22 protein-coding genes are annotated in these 21,462 nt (G+C 48.1%); 10 read left to right on the top strand and 12 right to left on the bottom strand.

Annotated features, from left to right (window positions below):
* Window positions 1-8: 8 nt before the first annotated feature.
* A complete protein-coding gene (gene rny / locus M4J38_RS14130) occupies window positions 9-1,562 on the bottom strand; it encodes a ribonuclease Y (RefSeq protein WP_251760278.1) in 1,554 nt (517 codons plus the stop codon).
* A 214-nt stretch (window positions 1,563-1,776) separates the two neighbouring features.
* Here rny and M4J38_RS14125 point away from each other — a divergent pair, with 214 nt between their 5' ends.
* Together M4J38_RS14125 and M4J38_RS14120 are read left to right on the top strand one after the other, a co-directional pair.
* Window positions 1,777-2,895, top strand: a complete 1,119-nt coding sequence (locus tag M4J38_RS14125) for a TlpA disulfide reductase family protein (protein WP_251760277.1) — start codon at window positions 1,777-1,779, stop codon at window positions 2,893-2,895.
* A gap of 95 nt (window positions 2,896-2,990) precedes the next feature.
* Window positions 2,991-3,839: a DUF6263 family protein gene (locus M4J38_RS14120; RefSeq protein ID WP_251760276.1), complete on the top strand. Its 849-nt coding sequence runs from the start codon at window positions 2,991-2,993 to the stop codon at window positions 3,837-3,839.
* 485 nt (window positions 3,840-4,324) lie between these two features.
* Here M4J38_RS14120 and M4J38_RS14115 read toward each other — a convergent pair whose 3' ends face one another.
* On the bottom strand, window positions 4,325-7,228 hold the full coding sequence (locus M4J38_RS14115) for a leucine--tRNA ligase (RefSeq protein WP_251760275.1): 2,904 nt from the start codon (window positions 7,226-7,228) through the stop codon (window positions 4,325-4,327).
* Between the two features lie 199 nt (window positions 7,229-7,427).
* Between M4J38_RS14115 and M4J38_RS14110 the strand changes: the two genes are divergently transcribed.
* From M4J38_RS14110 to M4J38_RS14085, 6 genes are all read left to right on the top strand, one after another.
* Complete coding sequence (locus tag M4J38_RS14110; RefSeq protein ID WP_251760274.1) at window positions 7,428-8,300, top strand: ABC transporter permease; 873 nt, start codon at window positions 7,428-7,430, stop codon at window positions 8,298-8,300.
* A gap of 28 nt (window positions 8,301-8,328) precedes the next feature.
* A complete protein-coding gene (locus tag M4J38_RS14105; RefSeq protein ID WP_251760273.1) occupies window positions 8,329-8,574 on the top strand; it encodes a DUF3098 domain-containing protein in 246 nt (81 codons plus the stop codon).
* A 72-nt stretch (window positions 8,575-8,646) separates the two neighbouring features.
* Window positions 8,647-9,465 carry an undecaprenyl-diphosphate phosphatase gene (locus tag M4J38_RS14100; RefSeq protein WP_251760272.1) on the top strand — a complete coding sequence of 273 codons (819 nt, stop codon included), beginning with the start codon at window positions 8,647-8,649 and terminating at the stop codon, window positions 9,463-9,465.
* A 24-nt stretch (window positions 9,466-9,489) separates the two neighbouring features.
* Window positions 9,490-10,923, top strand: coding sequence for an MFS transporter (locus M4J38_RS14095; RefSeq protein ID WP_251760271.1), 1,434 nt, complete (start codon window positions 9,490-9,492; stop codon window positions 10,921-10,923).
* Window positions 10,924-10,936: 13 nt separating this feature from the next.
* Window positions 10,937-11,797 carry an MBL fold metallo-hydrolase gene (locus M4J38_RS14090; protein ID WP_251760270.1) on the top strand — a complete coding sequence of 287 codons (861 nt, stop codon included), beginning with the start codon at window positions 10,937-10,939 and terminating at the stop codon, window positions 11,795-11,797.
* A 169-nt stretch (window positions 11,798-11,966) separates the two neighbouring features.
* Window positions 11,967-12,539 carry an aspartyl protease family protein gene (locus tag M4J38_RS14085; protein WP_251760269.1) on the top strand — a complete coding sequence of 191 codons (573 nt, stop codon included), beginning with the start codon at window positions 11,967-11,969 and terminating at the stop codon, window positions 12,537-12,539.
* A gap of 205 nt (window positions 12,540-12,744) precedes the next feature.
* Here M4J38_RS14085 and M4J38_RS14080 read toward each other — a convergent pair whose 3' ends face one another.
* Complete coding sequence (locus M4J38_RS14080) at window positions 12,745-13,530, bottom strand: DUF3108 domain-containing protein (RefSeq protein WP_251760268.1); 786 nt, start codon at window positions 13,528-13,530, stop codon at window positions 12,745-12,747.
* Window positions 13,531-13,607: 77 nt separating this feature from the next.
* On the bottom strand, window positions 13,608-14,660 hold the full coding sequence (locus tag M4J38_RS14075) for a lysylphosphatidylglycerol synthase domain-containing protein (protein WP_251760267.1): 1,053 nt from the start codon (window positions 14,658-14,660) through the stop codon (window positions 13,608-13,610).
* Here M4J38_RS14075 and ruvC point away from each other — a divergent pair.
* Window positions 14,629-15,201, top strand: a complete 573-nt coding sequence (gene ruvC / locus M4J38_RS14070) for a crossover junction endodeoxyribonuclease RuvC (protein WP_251760266.1) — start codon at window positions 14,629-14,631, stop codon at window positions 15,199-15,201. The two genes, M4J38_RS14075 and ruvC, sit on opposite strands and share 32 nt — an antisense overlap.
* Window positions 15,202-15,282: 81 nt before the next feature.
* Entirely contained in the window at window positions 15,283-15,744 is a 462-nt protein-coding gene (locus tag M4J38_RS14065) for a TM2 domain-containing protein (protein ID WP_251760265.1), read from the top strand.
* Window positions 15,745-15,826: 82 nt separating this feature from the next.
* Here the strand turns inward: M4J38_RS14065 and M4J38_RS14060 are convergent, their stop codons facing one another.
* From M4J38_RS14060 to rsmA, 8 genes are all read right to left on the bottom strand, one after another.
* The gene (locus M4J38_RS14060; RefSeq protein WP_251760264.1) at window positions 15,827-16,591 is read right to left on the bottom strand and encodes a hypothetical protein; all 765 of its coding nucleotides are present in this window, start codon (window positions 16,589-16,591) and stop codon (window positions 15,827-15,829) included.
* Window positions 16,592-16,607: 16 nt separating this feature from the next.
* Entirely contained in the window at window positions 16,608-17,480 is an 873-nt protein-coding gene (locus M4J38_RS14055; protein WP_251760263.1) for a hypothetical protein, read from the bottom strand.
* A complete protein-coding gene (gene yidD, locus M4J38_RS14050) occupies window positions 17,477-17,938 on the bottom strand; it encodes a membrane protein insertion efficiency factor YidD (RefSeq protein ID WP_251760262.1) in 462 nt (153 codons plus the stop codon). The genes M4J38_RS14055 and yidD overlap by 4 nt, the downstream gene beginning before the upstream one ends.
* Entirely contained in the window at window positions 17,935-18,633 is a 699-nt protein-coding gene (locus M4J38_RS14045) for a hypothetical protein (protein WP_251760261.1), read from the bottom strand. The genes yidD and M4J38_RS14045 overlap by 4 nt, the downstream gene beginning before the upstream one ends.
* A gap of 12 nt (window positions 18,634-18,645) precedes the next feature.
* The gene (locus M4J38_RS14040; protein WP_251760260.1) at window positions 18,646-19,044 is read right to left on the bottom strand and encodes an HIT family protein; all 399 of its coding nucleotides are present in this window, start codon (window positions 19,042-19,044) and stop codon (window positions 18,646-18,648) included.
* Between the two features lie 87 nt (window positions 19,045-19,131).
* Window positions 19,132-19,602: a transcription elongation factor GreA gene (gene greA / locus M4J38_RS14035; RefSeq protein ID WP_251760259.1), complete on the bottom strand. Its 471-nt coding sequence runs from the start codon at window positions 19,600-19,602 to the stop codon at window positions 19,132-19,134.
* 119 nt (window positions 19,603-19,721) lie between these two features.
* Window positions 19,722-20,654, bottom strand: coding sequence for an NAD(P)-dependent oxidoreductase (locus tag M4J38_RS14030; protein ID WP_251760258.1), 933 nt, complete (start codon window positions 20,652-20,654; stop codon window positions 19,722-19,724).
* 20 nt (window positions 20,655-20,674) lie between these two features.
* On the bottom strand, window positions 20,675-21,430 hold the full coding sequence (gene rsmA, locus M4J38_RS14025; protein ID WP_251760257.1) for a 16S rRNA (adenine(1518)-N(6)/adenine(1519)-N(6))-dimethyltransferase RsmA: 756 nt from the start codon (window positions 21,428-21,430) through the stop codon (window positions 20,675-20,677).
* Window positions 21,431-21,462: the final 32 nt, after the last annotated feature.

The raw sequence follows: 21,462 nt of genomic DNA, 5'->3' as shown, positions 1-21,462 counted from the left end.
CCTTGTGATTACCTGGCTACGTTTACCGCTCTTTTTTCGCGGATCACGGTTACCTTGATCTGACCGGGATAGGTCATTTCAGTTTGTATTTTCTGGGCGATTTCGAAACTCAGTCTATCACTGTCGCCATCGGTTACTTTATCGGCTTCCACGATTACGCGGAGTTCACGACCGGCCTGGATAGCGTAAGCTTTCTCCACACCCTGGTAAGCCAGTGCGAGGTTCTCGAGTTCCTTGATCCTTTGCAGGTATTGCTGCATGATCTCCCTTCTTGCACCCGGACGGGCGCCGCTGATGGCGTCGCAGGCCTGTACGATAGGGGCGATCACATAAGCCATTTCCACTTCATCGTGGTGGGCGCCAATGGCGTTTACCACAGCGGGGTTCTCACCATACTTCTCCGCCAGCTTCATACCCAGCAACGCGTGGCTCAGTTCAGTTTCCTCATCGGGCACTTTACCAATATCGTGGAGCAATCCGGCGCGTTTCGCGAGTTTGGGGTTCAGGCCCAGTTCAGCGGCCATGATACCACACAAATTAGCCGTTTCACGGCTGTGCATCAGGAGGTTTTGTCCGTAAGAAGAACGGAAACGCATCCTGCCCACCATGCGGATCAGTTCCTTGTGCAGCCCGTGAATACCGAGTTCTATTACAGTTCTTTCTCCGATCTCCATTACCTGCTCTTCGATCTGGCGGCGTGTTTTTTCCACCACTTCCTCAATACGGGCGGGGTGAATACGTCCGTCGGTAACCAGTCTTTGCAGGGAAAGACGCGCGATTTCACGACGCAGCGGGTCGAAAGACGACAGAATAATGGCTTCAGGGGTATCATCCACGATCAGGTCCACACCGGTAGCGGCTTCGATGGCACGGATGTTTCTTCCTTCCCGTCCGATGATCTGTCCTTTGATCTCATCGCTTTCCAGGTTGAACACGGTAATAGAGTTCTCGATGGCCTGTTCTGCAGCGGTACGCTGGATGGTTTGGATGATGATTTTGCGGGCCTCTTTATTGGCTTTCTGCTTGGCGTCGTCAATAATTTCCTGCTGAAGCGCCAGGGCCTGGGTTTGAGCTTCGTTTTTCAGGCTCTCCACCAACTGCGCTTTGGCCTCTTCTGCGGTAAGACCCGCGATTTTCTCCAACCGGCGGATGTGCTCCTCCTGGTGTTTTTCCAGTTCGGTGCGTTTAATGTTCACCAGTTCGATCTGGCGGTTCAGGTTCTCTTTAATGGCTTCATTTTCTTTGATCTGCTTGTCCAGTTGGTCTCCTTTCTGGTTAAGCGCCTGCTCTTTCTGCTTGATCCTGTTCTCGCCTTCGGAAATTTTCTGGTTGCGCTGCAATACCTCTTTATCGTGTTCCGCTTTCAACTGGACGAATCTTTCTTTCGCTTCCAGCATTTTTTCTTTCTTCAGCGTTTCGGCATTTGCCTGCGCGTCGCCAACTATTTTTCTGGCCTGTTGTTCTGCATCCTCTATCTGTTTCCGGGTATTTTTAGCGAAAATGAACTTCCCCGCTATGATCCCTACTGCAATACAAACGACCCCTATGATTACGAAATCCATGAATTCTGTTGTTTAAATTGTTCAATATCAATACGTTCCTTCCAAACTAGCTTATCTTTTGTTTAGCGCAAAGGAATAGGCGAAGATACAAATTAATATATATGACGGATCAGCAGATACACTATAATTGATTGTAGCACACTATTTGACAAGTGGTTAGGACCTATTGCCACCTTATCGGTAACTTGCCCGTCTAATCTATAAAAACGAACCAATGCGAACACTTTCTCTTGTTGCCCTCTGCGCGGCACCGCTTTTTTCCCTTGCGCAGACTGAAAAACCAAATTTTACGGTGAGTGGCAGTTTTAAAAATATTGCCGCCGTTCCGGAGATGGTGTACCTGAATTATGCGGCCAACGGCCAGCGCATCAACGACAGCGCTGAAGTTAAAAATGGCACTTATACCTTTTCCGGCACTGTTACGGAACCGGTTCAGGCTTCCCTTCGCGCCAAAGGCGCGGCAATGTCCAGGAAAAACCTGGTAACACTTTTCCTGGATAAGGGGAAGATCAAACTCGTTTCCACCGACTCTTTCACCAACGTGAAGATCACCGGTTCCAAGGCGCATGCCGCCTATGAGGCCCTCAACAAACAAATGAAGCCTTATAATGACCAGATGGATGCGTTGGAACAGGAGTTTTATAAACTCCAGACCGCCAGGGATCAGGAAGGCATAGCGAAGATCCGTGAAAAAGCCGGAGAGCTGGGCGAGCAAATGAGCAAGGTTTATAAGGATTACGCGATCAAAAATCCGAAATCCCCGCTGGCGCTCTACGCCATCAACCAATTCTCAGGCGGTAACATGGATGCCGATGAGGTTGAACCTATTTTTAATGCACTTCCGGCCGCCGCAAAAGAAACCAAAAGCGGAAAGGACCTTGCCGCGAAACTGGATATCGCCAAAAAAACAGGTATTGGTCGCCCGGCTATGGAGTTCACTCAAAACGATACACTTGGTAACCCCGTTAGCCTTTCCTCCTTCAAAGGAAAATATGTGCTGATCGATTTCTGGGCAAGCTGGTGCGGCCCCTGCCGTGCTGAAAACCCCAACGTGGTAAAGGCTTTCGAAAACTTTAAAGACAAAGGCTTCACCGTGCTGGGTATTTCTCTGGACCAGCCCGGTAAAAAAGACAAGTGGCTGGAAGCCATTCACGCCGATAACCTTACCTGGACACATGTTTCCGATCTTCAATTCTGGAACAACGCGGTAGCCAGGCAGTACGGCATCAACTCTATTCCCCAAAACTTCCTGGTGGATCCTAACGGAATCATTGTAGCGAAGAACATCAGGGGAGAAGAATTGCAGAAGAAACTTGCAGAGATCATTAAATAACCAAATGGCCGTGAGGCGGGAACTTACTTGTCTCACGGTTCTTATTTCCTGTAGTTTAAGCCATCCCGTTAACCATTCAAACACAAACATCAGATATGAAAAGAAAGCTTTTACTCGCCTCCGCACTCGTTTTGGGCGGATTCTCCCTTACCCAGGCGCAATCCATCACTGGAAAGATTAACCTCTCCAAAGGACAAAAATTTGAAGAGGTTTCCACCATCAAAGCCAATACCAGCATGGAAATGATGGGCAACCAGATGGAAACGAAAACCGAAACCATTTCCAACAACGAACTGGAACTGAAGGACAATGCAGCGGATTACCTGTTCGCCAATACCTTCAAACGTTTCAGGATGAATGTTTCTATGATGGGTCAGGAACAAAAAGTAGACACGGACAACAAAGCGGATCTGGAAGGTCCCATGGGTCAGGGGTTTAAAGACATCATCAACAAAACCCAGGAAATCAGCGTTTCCAAAAACGGCCTGGTGAAAGACATCAAGATGCCTGGTGGAGATGGCGCCAGCGCAGCCCTTGCCGCCATGAATGGCATGCAGAACACCTATTCCGTTGGCGCACCGTTCGCCGCCATCACCACCTTCGGTGGAAAAGCACTGAAAGTAGGCGAAACATGGCAGGAAAAAGTGACCACCGAAGCCCTGGCCAGCGATATTACTTATAAACTGGAATCCGTTTCAGGCGGAGAAGCCGCTGTTTCCTTCACCGGCAACACCGTGATCAAAACCACTACCGAACAACAGGGCATGGAAATGAAAATGGAAATGAGCGGTCCCGTAAAAGGCACGATGGTAGTGGATCCCGCAACAGGTCTTGTGAAAAAACGCAACACCACCATGGATGCAACGGGTAGTATGGAAGTGATGGGACAGAAAGTGCCGTTGAAGATTGCTTCTACGACGGAGTCGGTGATTACGAAGAAGTAGTTTATTCTTTTTCACGTGACAGCTTCGTTCCTAGCAGATTGAGGGGGCACATGGAGGATATTTTCCACGCAAGGACGCAAAGTGGCAAGGACGCAAGGCCTTAATTAAGTTTGGGGCTCTTTCAGGGAGAGGTGTTTTTATTGCTCGCGACGGCGCTACGGCGCAATGGCTTGTTGGTACTTGGAGCGGTAGTGGTGTGTTTATTTTCTCGCAAAGGCGCGCTACTTCCTGCTTCCTGCTTCGTTCCTCGCAGCCTCCCAGCCTCGCTGGCGCAATGTGGCTGTTTTATTGGCACTGGTTGATTTAGAATGAGTTGTTTGTTGTATGCCTTGCAGATAAGTTGAAAGAATCATTTTAATAAAAAACAGGCTGTATCTTATGCTGATACAGCCTGTTTTTTATTACTCATGTGCGTGATAATATCGCGCTTATTAAACGCACTTTTTGAACTGCATTCAATTTTTCAGTTCGAAATTTTCCGGCTTTTATACCACTACGTTTACCATTCTACCGGGAACGTACACCAGTTTTTTAAGGGGCTTCCCTTCCATCCATTTTTGCACGATCTCGTTTTGCAGCACGAGTTGCTGCACTTCTTCCTGAGAGATATCAAGTGCCAGGTTGATGGTGGTACGCGTTTTTCCGTTAATTGAAACAGGATATTCTTTGGCTGATTCTACCAGGTATTTTTCTTCCACCGCAGGATAGGCGGCATCCAATACGCTTCCTGGATTTTTCAGCGCCTGGTTCCAGAGTTCTTCGCAGATGTGTGGAGCATACGGGGTGAGGATGATCAGCAATTTTTCCAGCACTTCTTTTTTGTGGCATTTCAAATCGCTCAGTTCGTTTACGCAGATCATAAAGGCTGAAACGGCAGTGTTGTAGGAGAAACGTTCAGTATCGTCTTCCACCTTTTTCACTGCTTTATATATCGCCTTCCATTCATCGTTTGAAGGCGCATCGTTGGTAACGATGAAGCCTTTGTTTTCATCGGCGAAGAGTCTCCAGAGTTTTTTCAGGAAACGGTGTACCCCTTCAATGCCTTTGGTGTCCCAGGGTTTGGACACTTCCACGGGGCCGAGGAACATTTCGTACATGCGGAAAGTGTCGGCGCCGTATTTGGCAACGAGGTCATCGGGGTTAACGGTGTTGAATTTGGATTTGGACATTTTTTCAACCTCGGAACCACAGATGTATTTTCCATCAGCATTTAGGACAAATAATGCATCAGAATATTCAATTTTCCATTTTTTAAATTCTTCAATGTCAAGCTCCTGACCATCAACAATATTTACATTAACGTGAATTGCTGAAATGCTGATTGAGATATTTGAAACTTTCTTTTCTCCTAAATATTCAAAACTTGGAGCGTTGCTTAGCCCACTTTGAATAATGAGTTGATAGAAGTCTTCAAGACTAATCTCATTTAAATAATATTTATCAACTACATCCTTAGAAGCAAATACCTGTACCGCATTTATTGGCTTTTCAGTTATTGTTTCAAGCAATTTCACCCTATACACAAACCTACTGCTTCCCTGAATCATTCCCTGGTTCACCAACCTTTTAAACGGCTCATCGAACCCGATATGTCCCAGGTCATACAGCGCTTTGGTCCACATTCTTGAATACAGCAGGTGGCCCACCGCATGTTCGGTGCCTCCGATATAAATATCGACCTGGTTCCAGTAGTCGCTGGCCTGTCGGGAGCAAAATTCCTGTTCGTTGTGAGGATCCATGTAGCGGAGGAAATACCAGGACGAGCCGGCATAACCGGGCATGGTATTCGTTTCCAGTTCTTTTTCCACCCATTCCGGAATATTGGCCAGTGGCCCCTCTCCTTCCGGACCTGGTTTATAGCTGTCCACATGGGGCAGTTCCAATGGCAGTTCGGATTCGGGCAACTGGTAGGCGGTGCCGTTCTTCCATTTGATGGGGAAGGGTTCGCCCCAGTACCGCTGACGACTAAACGCCGCATCGCGCATTTTATAATTCACTTTTCGTTTGCCGATGCCCATCTCCTCTAATTTATCCATGGCCACGTTCATGGCATCGCGCATGACCAGGCCGTTCAGAAAACCACTGTTCTCGAGCAATGCGTCTTTGGTAGGGTTGGCTTCGGTTCCGTTGAAATGCTCCCCGATAATATTGGTGACGGGAATATTGAAGTGCTGGGCAAATTTAAAATCGCGCTCATCACCGCAGGGAACGGCCATGATGGCGCCGGTTCCATAGCCCGCGAGCACGTATTCGCTGATCCAGATGGGTATTTCCCTTCCGTCAAACGGATTGATGGCATAAGCGCCGGTAAAGCAGCCAGATATCTTTTTCTCGGCCATGCGCTCCCTTTCGGAGCGGGACTTCACATAGGCAACATATTCTTCCACCGCAGCCTGTTGTGCGGGCGAAGTGATGTCGGCAATGAGTTCATGTTCCGGGGCAACAACCATAAAATCCACGCCGAAGATAGTATCGGGGCGGGTGGTGTAGACTTTGAGTTTGCCTTCCTCTCCTTTTATTCCAAACTCAATCTCCGCCCCATAACTTTTTCCGATCCAATTCGATTGCATCTCCTTCATCGCATCGGAGAACTCCACTTTTTCCAGTCCTTCCAGCAACCGGTCGGCATATTCAGTGATCCTCAGGTACCACTGCCGGAGTTTCTTGCGTACCACCGGATGCCCTCCCCTTTCGCTCACCCCGTTCACCACTTCATCATTGGCCAGCACGGTTCCCAGCGCTTCACACCAGTTCACTTCTCCGTAACCGCAGAACGCGAGGCGATAATGCATGAGGATGTTCAGTTTGCAGGCTTCATCGTACCCGTTCCAGTCGTTGGCGGAGAACACCACGGTCGCATCTCCCGGGCAGGGATATGCGGTATTGCCGTTCTTTTCAAAAATGGCCACCAGTTCATGGATGGGCCTTGCCTGCTGCAACTCCCTGTTGAACCAGGCGTTGAACAATTGCAGGAAAATCCACTGCGTCCATTTATAATAGGAAGGGTCGCAGGTCCGCACTTCACGGCTCCAGTCGTAGCTGAACCCGATATTGTCCAGTTGTTTCCTGAAGTTCTCTATATTTTTCGCGGTAGCCACTGCCGGATGGATGCCATGCTCAATGGCGTATTGCTCGGCGGGCAGGCCGAAAGCGTCGTATCCCATAGGATGCAGTACATTAAATCCTTTCAACCTTTTGTACCTGCTATAGATATCGGAGGCGATGTAGCCCAGCGGATGCCCCACATGCAGCCCCGCGCCGCTCGGATAAGGGAACATATCCAATACGTAGCACTTCGGCTTTGCTGAAATATTGCTGACAAGATAAGCATCTGCCGCCTTCCATTTCTCCTGCCATTCCTTTTCGATCTTTCTGAAATTGTATTCCATGATGGTTCAAAGATTGTAGTTCTTCTCCGGTTCAACAACGGTATTTTAACAAATTGTCTGGAGAATAACACCGTATATCGTGGCGTTAAATCACGGTAAGCCCTGCCCGGCGGGTACGGCTTACCGAAAATCGCGCAAAAATACGTTATTTTGCACGTATCCCTTTGAATATACGTTTACTAACCATTAAAGCAGTTTCATGTCTCAAATCGGAAAAGCATCTGCCAAACGTTCCTCACCATCTTACTTTATGTCGATCCTCGGAGTATCGCTTGTATTGCTTATCCTGGGTATCCTCGGGTGGATCGTGATCAACGCCAACAAGCTGGGCCAGTACTTTAAAGAGAATGTGGAAGTGAGGGTGTACCTGCGCGAGAACATCACGGCCAAAGACAGTACCGAACTGGTGGATTATGTAAAAACACAGCCCTATGTGAAGTCCTACACGTATGTAACCAAAGAGATGGCGAAAGACAAATTTATGAAGGACGGCAATGCGGATTGGGGTAAAGTATTGGATTACAACCCATTACCTGCAAGCATAGAATTCAAGTTGTATGATGAATATGTTCAGAAGGACTCCCTGCTGAAGATCAAGAATACTTTTCAGGAAAAACTTGCCGTGAGCAGCGCAGAATACCCTGACGCGGTGGTGGACAGCGTGAACAAGAATGTGCAACAGGCCTCCCTGGTATTGCTGGTGATTGCCGTTATCCTGGGGATCGTGGTGATCTTCCTGATCGATAACACCATTAAACTTGCCATGTTCAGCAACCGTTTCCTGATCAAGACCATGCAGATGGTGGGCGCCACCCGCTGGTTTATCGCCAAGCCGCTGGATATGCGCGCCATCCTGAACGGAGCGCTTAGCGGACTCCTGGCGATCGCAGGCATCATCGCACTGATCTTCGTGGCCGAAAAATACATCCCGGAGATCAGGGCTATACGGGACATGAACATGCTGGCGATCCTCTTCGCCATCATCATATTACTGGGTATCGCGATATCTTTCTTCAGCACCCACAGAAGTGTGATCAAATACCTGAAAATGAAACTGGATGATTTGTATTGATTATATTGCGAACGATTAAACATAAGTTATGACCGAAAACAAAAGCACCAGTCTCTTTCACAAAGAGAATTATATATGGATGATCGCCGGTATCGTGATCGTGATCATTGGTATGTTGCTCATGGCTGGCGGCAAAAGCCAGGACCCGAACATCTTTGCTGAAAACGAAGTATACAGCACCCGCAGAATCACCATCGCCCCGATCCTGATCGTTGGCGGATTGCTGCTGGAGATTTACGCCATCTTCAAAAAACCTAAAAAGCAGGCGGCCTGATCCGCTGCGTCATAATATTTCAAGCGATCTCCTACCGGGATCGCTGTTTTTTTACCATCAACCGAAGCGCTCATGAATCTCCTTGAAGCCATTATCCTGGCCATTGTAGAAGGACTTACCGAATTTCTTCCCGTTTCCTCCACCGGCCACATGGTGATCACCAGTTCACTGATGGGTATCCATACCGATGAGTTCACCAAACTGTTCGAGGTAGCCGTTCAGTTGGGTGCTATCATGGCGGTAGTGGTATTGTACTGGAAGAAATTTGTCGATTTCAAAAGCATTCAGTTTTACCTGAAACTCGCGTTCGCTGTTCTTCCCGCACTGATCCTCGGCTTCCTGTTTTCCGACAAGATCGACGAAATGCTCGAAAGCCCGCTTACCGTTGCCATCTCCCTGTTCCTCGGGGGTTTCGTGCTCCTGTTCATCGACCGCTTCTTCCAGAAGCCTGAAATACATACCGAACCTGAAATATCCTTCCGTAAGGCCATCACCATCGGTTTCTGGCAATGCCTTGCCATGATCCCGGGCGTGAGCCGGAGTGCCGCCTCCATTATTGGCGGAATGCAACAGCAACTGAGCCGTTCCCTGGCAGCCGAGTTCTCCTTTTTCCTGGCAGTGCCCACCATGGCGGCCGCTTCCGGTTATTCTCTCGTACTCAAAGACTTCCAAATGAATGGCACGGAGGTAAAAGGATACGAACTGGTACTGGCTTCCACTAAAAACATCACTGCTTTCGTTGTGGGCAACATCGTAGCGTTTATCGTAGCCATGCTTGCTATCCGCTTCTTCATCGGTTTTCTCCAAAAGCGCGGTTTCCGCCTTTTCGGCATCTACCGCATAGCGCTCGGAGTGGTATTACTGGGCCTGTATATGGCCGGTAAGTTATAACTTACAGCACCTTAAACGCTCGATATGCAAACCGCTTCCCGCAAAGTGATCAACGGTTGGGCCATGTACGATTGGGCCAATTCCGTTTACAACCTTGTGATCACCACCACCTTCTTCCCCATTTACTTTGTGGCGGTCACAAAAAGCCCGGATGGCAGCGACAAAGTTGAGTTCCTGGGCAGGCAGTTCACCAACTCTTCCCTGTACGATTATACACTGGCGGCAGCATACCTCGTGGTGGCTTTGCTTTACCCCATACTTACTTCCATAGCGGATACGCGCGGCAACAAAAAGAATTTCATGCGCTTCTTTTGTTACATGGGCGCATTGGGCTCTTCCGCTTTATACTTCTTTGACGCCTCCAACCTATGGCTCGGCATCTCCGCTTTTATGCTGGCGGCCATGGGGTACGCGGGCAGTCTGGTTTTCTACAATGCCTACTTGCCGGAGATCGCCGCACCGGAAGACAGGGACCGTATTTCAGCAAAAGGTTTTTCCTATGGCTATACCGGCAGCGTCATCATGCAGATCATCGGGTTCTGCCTGATCCTTTTCATGGAAGGACAAAGCGGCAAAGCAACGCAGATCACCTTTCTCCTGGTAGGTATATGGTGGCTGTTGTTCGCACAAATTTCGTTCAACCGTTTGCCATCAACAACCGTGAAATCACCGACCAAAGGCAATATTTTCACCGATGGTTTCCATGAGGTAAAGAAGGTATATGGCGAGGTGAAAAAACTGGCCGTACTCAAGAGATTTCTCCGTGGTTTCTTTTTTTACAGCATGGGCGTGCAAACTGTAATGCTGGCTGCCACACTGTTTGGAAGCAAATTGCTCCATCTGCCCGACACCAACCTCATCATTACGGTGGTACTGATTCAACTGGTGGCCATTCCCGGTGCCATACTCATGAGCCGACTTTCTTCGAAGTTCGGGAACATCAAAGTGCTGATGGGCGTGGTATTCTTTTGGATATTGATTTGTATTGCCGCTTTCCAGACCGCCAACGTTGCGGAACCATTGGCCCCGATGCACGAGAAGATCGCAGTACTGAAGCAACAAAAAGAAACGCTTGAACAAAGTAGCCAGGATTTCGCATTTGTTGATAAACAAATCAAAACTGAAGAGGACCTGCTTGCGCCATTACAAAAACCGGTGGAATTCAGCTTTTATGCCCTGGCCATCGCGGTAGGGCTGGTAATGGGCGGTATTCAATCGCTCAGCCGTTCCACCTATTCCAAACTGATGCCCGAAACAAAAGACACCGCCTCTTATTTCAGTTATTATGATCTTACGGAGAAGATCGCTATTGTATTGGGCATATTTAGTTTCGGGTTAATAGAAGACATCACCGGAAGCATGAAAAACTCCGTATTGAGCCTGATTGTATTTTTCGGAATAGGCATGGTCTGGCTCTATAGCGCACTTCAGAAAAAAAAATCCGTTTCTCCATCGTAAAAAACATTGCCGTATGCAACTTTATTCCATTCCTACGGGAAACTTCAAGCTTGATGGCGGCGCCATGTTCGGCGTTGTTCCGAAATCCATCTGGAACAAACTCAATCCGGCGGATGAACAGAATATGTGTTCCTGGGCCATGCGCTGCATGTTGATTGAAGATGGGAACCGGCTTATCCTCATAGACAATGGAATAGGTGATAAACAGGATGCAAAGTTCATGGGACACTACTATCTCCATGGCGATGATACACTGGAAAGCTCCCTGCGAAAACACGGTTTCCATAAAGATGATATCACCGATGTGGTCCTTACGCACCTGCATTTTGACCATTGTGGCGGAAGCATTGAACGGAAGAACGATAAGCTGGTGCCCGCTTTCCCGAATGCCGTTTACTGGAGCAATGAAGCGCACTGGAAATGGGCTACCGAACCAAACGCAAGAGAAAAAGCCTCGTTTCTTAAGGAGAATATTCTTCCCATACAAGAGAGTGGACAACTGAAATTCATACCTACTCCGGACGCAGAAAAAGGCCGGCTGGCGGAAAGTATTTTCACCGAGCATATCTCATTCCGCTTTGTAAGCGGTCACACGGAATCGATGATGCTCCCGCAGATAAAATACAATGGCCGCACCATTGTATTTGTGGCCGATCTTCTTCCTTCCACCGCACATATTCCCCTTCCTTATGTAATGGCTTATGATACGAGACCGTTGCTTACTTTGGAAGAGAAAAAAATCTTCCTTGACGAAGCCGCGGCGAAAGAATTTATTTTATTCTTTGAACACGATGTTCAAAACGAGTGCTGCACGCTGATTCAAACGGAGAAGGGCATACGCGCAGGAGAAAGTTTTTTCCTCCGAAATTGCTGATCGGTGTTTTTCTATCGCAAAATGGGTTATTTTCACATTGCCCCACCCACCACACATCCATAATTTTGTTGGCAGAAAATGAGTAGCGCTGAATGGCGTACGCATTTCTTTTGTCCCGACTGCAGCGGGGCAAGGCCATCTATTTTAAGATCATCAAAATTTTAAGCGGATGAGTACACCTTATTTTCATGCAGCTAAAAAACTAGGTATGGGCAACATTTATGCGAGTATTGAATTGGTGAATTTGGAGGACCTGACCCTGTCGAAAAAACACATCATCGGGAAAGAAGAAGTGAGAAGTATCCAGATCCGTGCATTGGTGGATACCGGAGCGCGTGAACTGATTATTAACGAGAACATCCAATCTTACCTCAAGCTTCCTGTGGTGGGAAAGAAAACCTTCTACCTGGCCAACGACAAGCCGGTGGCCTGCGACGTGGTAAGCGGGCTGGAGATCAGGTTCCAGCACATCAGCGAGCCATGCAAGGCCGTGGTTTTACCGGGGGAAGTGGAGCCGTTACTGGGCGTGATGGCACTTGAGGTATTAAACGTGGTGATAGATCCGTTGCGGCAGGAACTCATCATCCCTTCAGATGAACAGTACAGGAACAGGATTCATTCTATACGCACACCCGGATTCGCGGAGTGTGTGGAGAGTATCAGGGTATACAATAACCTCGTGAAGGACTTTGTGCGGCTACATAAAAAAGAGGGAGAGGTAATACCGGGTATTGATGAGTGAGTACTGATAAATAGTAATATTGAGATAGAACGATAAACTGTGTGGCCCTGAACAGCGTTGAGTGAATGGAAGGAATTGCCGGTGGCAAGTATGCCTGGCCTTATAATCCTACCGGCATATCCTTTCTTTCACAAACCATTCGTTTAGTTGAATGATTGTTCCGACTATGTCGTATTCCTTATGCATCAGGTTGGCAGGTTCAACACTACCGTACACTGATCAACGAAGAAAGCGGGTAACGCAAATTCCGGTAGGAAGACATGTCTACTTTGATGCTCCCAACGGAGATCGGACTTTCTATCCGCACAGGAATTTTATTGCCGTCATCTGAAACCCATACGGTCATTTTTTCACCACCTTCAAAAACGGATCCCTTGATCAGGTAGGGTTTGAATTTGATGGCGCGGAATTTTCCATACTTGGTTTTGATGGTCTCTTTGCCCATGTAACGGATGTAGATGTTGTACACCTCATCATCCAGGAATAGGGAAAAAGGAATCTTATCTCCGGGCTTGTATTTGGAGAAATCAATGTTGCGCGCGTAATAAATTGAACTTACCACATCCTGTACACATTCGGGCACCTTGAAAACCCCTTTCGTGGTAACGGCTGTATTAGCGGTACGGTTGAAACTTACATTCTCATATTTTTTATAACCGCCTTCCTCTACATTGCGGATAAACTTGTAGGGTTGTAAGCTGGCGGTATCGATGTAGGTTTCGTAGCGGTCGCGTACCTTGAAAAAGTTATCGTAGAAGTTATAGGTCTTGCCTTCTCCCACGATATGGTAAACAGGCTTTCCGTTCAGTCTTTCCAGGGATGATGTAAAGGTGGCTTCTCCTGCGGCCACATATACGCCAAGCGTATAATACACTTTCAGTGTAATGCTTTCGCCTGCTTTGAAAGAAGTATTCCTGACGGAGCAGAAATCATTGGCCGCCCTTAAGTGCAGCGATAAAAATATAAGAGTCAGTAAACCTGCAGCTTTCATCCGTATATCTTTATTTGTTCTTTATGCTGATAATGCGGCGGAACCATTATTGAATAACACCAGCCTGCTTTATCAAATCATTTGTTCCTGTATATTTTAATTCCGATCACCATGATGCTTCCCACAATAGCCGGTATCAACAAGTTAACGAACCAAACGCTGCCGGTTGCGGCCACGATGCCGATTTTATTTTTACTTAACATGCCGATCAACTGCAAACTCACTTCTCCTCTCAAGCCAAGTTCCGCCAGCGCTATCGTTGGAACGATCGCGAGGATCAGGAACACAGCACCGGTCATCCAAAAACCCTGCCACCAGGTAAGCCCTACCCCGAATATACTGAAAACCAGTTGGTACTGCAGGATAAAAACAAAGTACCGCAGCAATGAAAGCAAAAGCATTTCCAGTAATTCGCGCCGTGAAAATTCGCCCAGCACATGGAAATATTTTCCAAACCGCTCGATGAAGGGCAGCTTCTCCAGCAGAGGGATCAACCAACCCAGGCGCATGTAGAGGGAAACAAGCACTACCGTTATTACAATGAGCATCCATTGAAAGGACCGTATCCAGAAGATAGACAGTCCCGCGTCCTCAATAGTTGCTTTCCCCAGTTGCACCTGCATATAAATCAATGCCAGCACACCCATCACCAGGGTGATGATCAGTTGGCTCCAGCTGTTCACGATGGTAATGGCCACCGCACGGATGCGGTTCCCCTCTTCCACATACAGCACCCGGCCGAGGTACTCTCCGATCCTGTTGGGTGTGTTCACCGCGAAGGAAAGACCGGTTAATATGGCACGGAACGAGCGCCAGTAGCTCATCTGCTGCAGGTGTTTGATGGAGTTGTGCCATTTCAGCGCTTCAATGCTCCAGTTCGCCAGCATCAGCACACAAAGCAACACCCATTCCTGCCAGTGCGCACTGAAAGCGGTACTTCGTATGTGATTCCAGGAATCCTTCCAATCACCATCCGAACTGATCTGTTGCCAGATATGATAGCCGAACCAGATGAACAGCAATGGCCCGAGCCAGTAATTGATGATTATTTTGATACTTTTGTTCAGAACAGGATATTTCGCTAAAAATACACCCTCATTGCATAAGGCATCAAAAATAATTCTGGGCATTGATCCGGGCACCCTCGTAATGGGATACGGCATCATTTGTGTGACCGGGCAGGAGATCAGGCTGATAGAAATGGATGTGCTGAAACTGGCGGCGTACAAAGACATGTACAACCGGCTGCACCTCATTCATACTAAAGTGCACGAAGTGATCCGTACACATAAGCCTGATTGTTTCGCCATTGAAGCGCCTTTCTTCGGAAAGAACGTGCAGAGTATGCTGAAACTGGGGCGGGCACAGGGCGTGGCCATCGCCGCGGCGATGCAGGCTGGCCTTGATGTAACAGAGTATTCTCCCAAAACAGTAAAACAGTCCGTGACCGGCAACGGGAACGCCGATAAAGAGCGGGTATGGAAGATGTTGCAACACATTCTTTCCCTGAAAGAAACCGAACCCGCTTATTACGATGCCACGGATGCCCTCGCCGTGGCCGTTTGTCACCACTATCAGGCAAGTTCACCCGTAGCGGCCGTTAAAAAAGGTAAAGCCGGCGGCTGGGACGCTTTCATCCGGGAAAATCCAGGAAGAGTTAAGTTGCCATGAACCACATATTTATGTGAAAATCATGGGTTAAAAGAAAGATAGTCGGCACTAATTTTCTATCTTAGTCCAAATTTCTATTTCATGAAAAAGAGAATCTTAACCTGGATCGCAGGCTGTTTTATTACAGCCGTGTCATTTGCGGCCACAACCCCCTCAGCTGAAGGTGCTTCTTATTTTGTAGATGACCAGCAGATTGAGACTTTGTTCGAGAACAGCCAGGACATCAGCCTCAGCGCTGCTGCAGAAGTGATGAACATGACACAGGGCAGCAATGCCGTTGCCATGAACAACGCGCAGTTCGCCAGCGGCGATAAAAACTTCGTGGCTGCCATTCTCCTGAACTTCTTCCTCGGAGGACTCGGTATTCACCGTCTCTACCTGGGTACTAAAACCATGACCTGGATCGGGTATATCCTTACCTGCGGCGGTATCTTTGGTATAGTTCCCTTCGTGGATCTGATCGTTCTCATCATCAACAACCAGGATATCAGCCCATACGTAGGCAATCCTAAGTTCTTTATGTGGGGCGGTGGCAACATGTAATTACTGAAAAGTTTTACAACGCAGGTTTTAAGAAAGGATGTAATGACCGTCCACTCTTAAAACCTGTTTTTTTATGCGTGTATCAGAGATTTCCGCCAAGCATCATCGTTTTCACTTTTTCATTAAAGTCTTTCAGCGCCTTCTTATTGTACCGCTGCACCAATACCCTGGAGCGCCTTACGCCCCCCATGTGAAAGGAACCGAACAGTCCTGCACCAGCCCAGGCCGATAAGTAGTAGTGGTCAAGAAAACTCACCACCCCGAACCATACGCCCGCCCCCTGCACCAGTATGCTCACCATGCCCTCCAGCGGCTTGCCCGCATAAATCTGGCCACCGCCAGGGAGGAAGGTGGACAGCCATTCCGCTTTGCTTTCACTTTTAAAGCGGGGCAATTTTTTATAGGGATCATGCTGTAAGTAAGAAGTATCCTTCGTTCCGGCCCATTCCCTGTATGCGGCGGCAGCATCTTCCCAACGGCCTAGTTCGTTGAGCGAGATTACTTTCATCACGGCCACCAGTTCCGGCAATGTGTTACCGGCGAAGTTCACCCGTAGTTGCTCGGTAAGCGATACCGTATTCTCAAATTGTCCGGCGAGGTAAGCGCAAAGCACCTGCTGGACGGAGAGTTCAAATTGCTGCTGCTCCGTAAAGTTGGGCAACATAGAGGCTTTAATGTACCGCTCCGCTTCGCGGAACCGGGATTCCTTCTTTAAACAATCAAGCCTGCCTGTTACGGCGAGGTAAGCATCGGCATCTGAAGGCGCATTGAACAAAACCCTTTCGTATAAAATAGCCGCGGACATATAATCTCCCTCAGCGGCTTTCCGCCCCGCTTCCTTCAGCATAGAATGCTCCTGCGCGCTAATTGTAAAAGTTGCGCAAAGGAATGTGCATGTCAAAAAGGATCTTATTCTCATATTCTCTTTTGAATTCGTTCTGGCGCACTTTCACCGAAAGCACGCTGCCCCAGATATTGCCCACATAAAACAAGCTGAACAAGGAGCCGAAAGCAATGAAGCGTGCGCTCTTCACGCCACCTTTCCGGTAAGCCTCATAGGTAATGGCGCCCAGCGAAGCAACAGGCAGAAAAGCCGCGACACCCTGCTTCTTTTTACCCGCGTACCATTTGCCGGCGCCGGGAAGCAAGGCGCTGTAAACACCCGCAAGCAAAGGAGATTTGTTGCGGAATTTTCCCATCTCGGTCCTGTACACATTCATTCTTTTCTCTTCCTGCTGAAGCACGTAAGAGTTGAACCTGAAACCGGCTTTCAGGCTGTCGTATAAATGGTAATCTCTTTGAAGCAATGCAATGCCGGCCCTTTCAAAACGCACCAATTCATATTCGAGTGAGTCAGCATAAGGTATTGCGGCGAAAACAGCGTCAGCTTCAGCCAAGCGCTGGTTAAAAGCCATACTGTAAGCAGCAAAAGCATTACTCTTTCTATATACTTCAGCCCTGGGAGAAACTTTCAGCAACATAGTGGCCGCGGTATCCAGTTGTTTGTACTGATAAGCCGCCCATCCAACGGTGTAATAGAAACTATCTTTTTGTTCGGGGGAAATGGCCGTGGTATCCAATGCCATTAAGACTTTCATGCCTTCGGCATACATTTCCTTATCGAGCAGATATCTTGCAAAACGAAGTTCATTGCTAAAGACAGTGGACTGCGCATTCACAATTGCCGGCACACAAAACAGGAAAAAAACAAAAAGACGTGTCAACATTTTTTTCATCGGATCCTGTATTGGGCCAGCGGATCTGTTATCGTTCCGTTGTGATCGTGTATGTTAAGTGGATGCACGTCGAGGAGTCCGATCCTGTTGCAGCGCAACACCCTGTCGGCACTGAGGAAGATGCCCTTCACCACCCCGAACTCCCGGATCGCGTGTTTGCTGAAGTTGGAGCAGGTGATTTCATACGGACAACTCCTGGACAACTGCGGAGAAAGTACCTGCTGGTACAATGCCATCGCGCCTTTTAGCGTAAGAGATATTGGGTTATACTGCGCCAGCGCTGATTTTTTCTTTGCCTCCAATACGGTGGTATTATTGCCGGCCCGGTTGTATTCTTTTGCTTTCTGTGCAACCGGCTGGTGCGCATGCTTCACAAGGAGGATATCCGCCGCCGTGAGTTCCTGCGCACGAAGCCCCGCGGAGCATAATAAAAGTATTAAAAGGTACGCCGTTCTCATTTTTCAATTTTTGCGTTGGCGGGAATCCTGTAATCCATGTATTCGTTGGAAGCCTGGTGGTTCAGTTTGAAATCGGTATAGGTGGTTTTGGACACCGTGGAATCGTTTTTTTCACCGTACACGATCTCGGTGGTAATACTGGGGAAAGAACTGTTTTCCAACCGTATGTAATTGTAGTAAAACACTTTCCTGATGATCTTTCCGGCCGCATCTTCGTAGTGCATGTACACCGGTTGTTGCTGCTGGTACACCAGTTTTACTTTCTGAATGGCCGCTTTCTTGTCGGGGTTCTTCAGTTTCCAGATCGTTACCACCAGGTTGCCTTCCTTCGAAGTTTTTTCCTGCACGAATCCGATGTCACCCAACCCCATATCCGCTGATTTACCAGAGAAGAAGAAGTAGAATTGGGAAGATTGTGTGCTGAAAAGGAAGTTCTGGTATTGCAACACGGAGTTCCTGGCGGGGTCGTAAATTTTGACTTCCCCCACTTTATTGGAGATCACGATATATTCTTTGGGATAGGAGAACCTGGTCACCATGTTCCCGTTCCGCTGGTAATAGATGTTTCCTTTAATGGTAACGGATTTCCCCATCTGCACCTGTCGGCTCACCATGGAGGCGGATATCTTTTCGATATAAGCCGGACCCGGCATCCACGACACCAGCAGTAAGGAGAAAAGCAATATTCTGATCATAGAAAAACAGATTTACAACGCAAGTACCTGAAGAATTTTTTCCTGGGTCGCCTTTAATTGATCGGCGGACGGTTTCAGTTTGGGACGGGTGAAATTAAGGTCGTCCGCGGTTTGGAGGGGAACCAGGTGCAGGTGCGCATGCGGCACTTCCAGCCCGATTACAGATAAACCGCAACGCTGGCAGGGAATCGCTTTTTCGATGGCCCTGGCGATGGGCTTGGCGAAGAGCAGCAGTTGCGCAAGGTAATCGTCCGGCAGTTCCAGAAGTTTATCTTCTTCATACTTCGGTACTACGAGCACATGTCCTTCCACCAAAGGGCTGATATCAAGAAAAGCGAAGAATTTATCGTTTTCGGCGATCTTATAAGAAGGGAGTTCTCCCGAAATGATCTTTGAGAATATTGAAGCCATGACTAACTGTTTGAAGGATAAAGTTATAGGATCGGTCTAACATAAAAAAAGCCGGCATAGCCGGCTCGGTATAGGAGAAAACGTTAATTATATCTCGATGTTCTCCACCTTGAATTTCATCACCCCGTTCGGTGCGTGCACTTCGGCCACTTCACCGATCACTTTTCCCATCAATCCTTTCCCGATGGGTGAACTGATAGAGATTTTACCGGCTTTCAGGTCGGCCTCTTTTTCGCCTACCAGTTGGTACTTCACCGTTTTCTTGGTCGCGATATTGGTGATGGTTACTTTAGTGAGGATAGACACCTTGCTGGTATCCACGGAATCCGCATCCACGATCCTTGCGTTGGCCAGGTCGTTCTCCAGTTGTGCCATTTTAGCCTCAAGAATACCCTGGGCCTCTTTAGCGGCATCATATTCAGCGTTCTCACGCAGGTCACCTTTTTCGCGTGCTTCAGCAATCGCCCTGGACGCCGCCGGCCTGTCCACCGTTTTCATCCGGTGCAATTCAGCTTTCATCAGCTCCAGCGTTTCTTTGGTAACATAATTTATTGTCATAATTACCTCCGTTTTTTTATAGCAGACAGAAAAAAAATACAACGCCTCAGGACTTTCATCCTAAAGCGTTGCATGATGTCGCAAATATAAAATATGTTTTTTACCTGGCCAAAACTGGTTTAGATACCGATTTTGTCCAGTACGATCTTCGCCATTTTATAGTATGCTTCGAAAGTATATCCTGCTATATGTGGGGTCACGATCACATTCGGGTGGTGAGAAAGGGTATGCAACTGCGCTTTCTGGTGCTCGGTATGTGTATCCAGCTTTTCGTTTTCGATCACGTCAATTCCCGCTCCTGAAATTTTTCCGCTCTCCATAGCACGTATCACGGCATCAAGATCGGCCACTTTTCCGCGACAAGCATTGAGGAAAAGCGGCTTTCTTTCCAATGCGTTAAAAAAGGCATCATTTGCCATGTGACGGGTTTCTTCCGTAAGCGGAACATGCATGGTAATGATATCCGCATACCGGGCGATCTGTTCGGGATTGGCCTCTTTGATATAGCCTTGTCCGAAGCCGAATTTATATTTATCGTAGGCCAGCACCGTAACATCGAACGGTGCAAGCAACCTGGCCACGGAACTACCCGTATTGCCATATCCGTAAATACCTACGGTTTTACCCGTGAGTTCGGTTCCCCGGTTTCCATCGCGGATCCATTGTCTTTCCCGCACCTGGAGGTTACTGCGCTGGATATGGTTTAAGAGGTTGAGGATCATCCCCAGGACATGTTCCGCCACTGCGAGACAATTCCCTTCAGGGCTGCTCTCGCACTGAATGCCTTTGGATGCGGCATATTCGGTATCGATCAGTTCCATCCCGCTTCCCAGTCTTCCGATCCATTTGAGGCGCGGCGCCTGGTCGATGACGGCACGGTCTATTTTCAGCCGGGTGGTCACGATTAAACCTACCGCATCACCTATAGCCGTGAGCAGCTCTTCGTAAGTGATGGCAGGGGCATAAACAATTTCGTAGCCACTGTTTGTTAATCGTTCGGGCAGGTATTCGTGCACTTTTGCAGTGATGATCACTTTTCCGTTGGAAGCCATATGGGTCTTGCTGTTTTGTTTTATTTTCTCATCCTGAAAGTAAGGGCGGCCAGTTCTTCTATCGAAAGCTGCTCGGCCCTTTTACTGAATACAGGGTCGGCCAGTGTTTCCGCGTCGAACAGGCCTTTCACGCCATTCCTCAACATCTTCCTACGCTGATTAAAGGCCGTTTTCACGAGGTTGAAAAACATCTTTTGGGAAGCCACGTTTACCGGTTCTTTCTTCGGCACCAGCCGAATCACCCCGCTTTTCACCTTTGGTGGCGGGTTGAAACTGTTCTCGTGCACATCGAAAAGGTATTCCACTTCAAAATATGCCTGCACCAGTACACTCAGGATACCATAGGTTTTATTGCCATGCGGGGCCGCGATGCGTTGCGCCACTTCCTTTTGAAACATACCGATCACCATTTCCACCTGGTCCTTCCATTCCAGGATTCTGAACATGATCTGGGTGGAGATATTGTAGGGAAAGTTACCGATCACGGTGAACGGTTCTTCGAAGGGCGCCTTCACATCCAGGATACTTTCATGGATAATTTTCCCGGTGATGGCCGGATAGGTCTTCGTCAGGTAATCTACTTTTTCCTTATCGAGTTCCACCGCCTTAAAGTCTATGCCAGGCAGTTCCAGTAAATATTTCGTGAGCGCTCCACCGCCGGGTCCAACTTCCACCAGCCGTTTGAAGGGACGCTGTTCCAGCGCCTTCACGATATTCCGGCATACGTTCTCATCTTTCAGAAAATGTTGCCCCAGCGATTTTTTGAGTGTGTACATTCCCGCAAAAATACAGGTAGTACGGCTTAATA

This window comes from Parasegetibacter sp. NRK P23 (assembly GCF_023721715.1).
Classification (GTDB): Bacteria; Bacteroidota; Bacteroidia; order Chitinophagales; family Chitinophagaceae; genus Parasegetibacter.
This window is presented reverse-complemented; position numbering and strand designations above follow the sequence as displayed.

Excerpts from the sequence above, each read along its gene's own strand:
- rny (WP_251760278.1), bottom strand. The coding sequence starts at position 1,562 with ATGGATTTCGTAATCATAGGGGTCGTTTGTATTGCAGTAGGGATCATA.
- M4J38_RS14125 (WP_251760277.1), top strand. The coding sequence starts at position 1,777 with ATGCGAACACTTTCTCTTGTTGCCCTCTGCGCGGCACCGCTTTTTTCC.
- M4J38_RS14120 (WP_251760276.1), top strand. The coding sequence starts at position 2,991 with ATGAAAAGAAAGCTTTTACTCGCCTCCGCACTCGTTTTGGGCGGATTC.
- M4J38_RS14115 (WP_251760275.1), bottom strand. The coding sequence starts at position 7,228 with ATGGAATACAATTTCAGAAAGATCGAAAAGGAATGGCAGGAGAAATGG.
- M4J38_RS14110 (WP_251760274.1), top strand. The coding sequence starts at position 7,428 with ATGTCTCAAATCGGAAAAGCATCTGCCAAACGTTCCTCACCATCTTAC.
- M4J38_RS14105 (WP_251760273.1), top strand. The coding sequence starts at position 8,329 with ATGACCGAAAACAAAAGCACCAGTCTCTTTCACAAAGAGAATTATATA.
- M4J38_RS14100 (WP_251760272.1), top strand. The coding sequence starts at position 8,647 with ATGAATCTCCTTGAAGCCATTATCCTGGCCATTGTAGAAGGACTTACC.
- M4J38_RS14095 (WP_251760271.1), top strand. The coding sequence starts at position 9,490 with ATGCAAACCGCTTCCCGCAAAGTGATCAACGGTTGGGCCATGTACGAT.
- M4J38_RS14090 (WP_251760270.1), top strand. The coding sequence starts at position 10,937 with ATGCAACTTTATTCCATTCCTACGGGAAACTTCAAGCTTGATGGCGGC.
- M4J38_RS14085 (WP_251760269.1), top strand. The coding sequence starts at position 11,967 with ATGAGTACACCTTATTTTCATGCAGCTAAAAAACTAGGTATGGGCAAC.
- M4J38_RS14080 (WP_251760268.1), bottom strand. The coding sequence starts at position 13,530 with ATGAAAGCTGCAGGTTTACTGACTCTTATATTTTTATCGCTGCACTTA.
- M4J38_RS14075 (WP_251760267.1), bottom strand. The coding sequence starts at position 14,660 with ATGCCCAGAATTATTTTTGATGCCTTATGCAATGAGGGTGTATTTTTA.
- M4J38_RS14065 (WP_251760265.1), top strand. The coding sequence starts at position 15,283 with ATGAAAAAGAGAATCTTAACCTGGATCGCAGGCTGTTTTATTACAGCC.
- M4J38_RS14060 (WP_251760264.1), bottom strand. The coding sequence starts at position 16,591 with ATGCTGAAGGAAGCGGGGCGGAAAGCCGCTGAGGGAGATTATATGTCC.
- M4J38_RS14055 (WP_251760263.1), bottom strand. The coding sequence starts at position 17,480 with ATGAAAAAAATGTTGACACGTCTTTTTGTTTTTTTCCTGTTTTGTGTG.
- yidD (WP_251760262.1), bottom strand. The coding sequence starts at position 17,938 with ATGAGAACGGCGTACCTTTTAATACTTTTATTATGCTCCGCGGGGCTT.
- M4J38_RS14045 (WP_251760261.1), bottom strand. The coding sequence starts at position 18,633 with ATGATCAGAATATTGCTTTTCTCCTTACTGCTGGTGTCGTGGATGCCG.
- M4J38_RS14040 (WP_251760260.1), bottom strand. The coding sequence starts at position 19,044 with ATGGCTTCAATATTCTCAAAGATCATTTCGGGAGAACTCCCTTCTTAT.
- greA (WP_251760259.1), bottom strand. The coding sequence starts at position 19,602 with ATGACAATAAATTATGTTACCAAAGAAACGCTGGAGCTGATGAAAGCT.
- M4J38_RS14030 (WP_251760258.1), bottom strand. The coding sequence starts at position 20,654 with ATGGCTTCCAACGGAAAAGTGATCATCACTGCAAAAGTGCACGAATAC.
- rsmA (WP_251760257.1), bottom strand. The coding sequence starts at position 21,430 with ATGTACACACTCAAAAAATCGCTGGGGCAACATTTTCTGAAAGATGAG.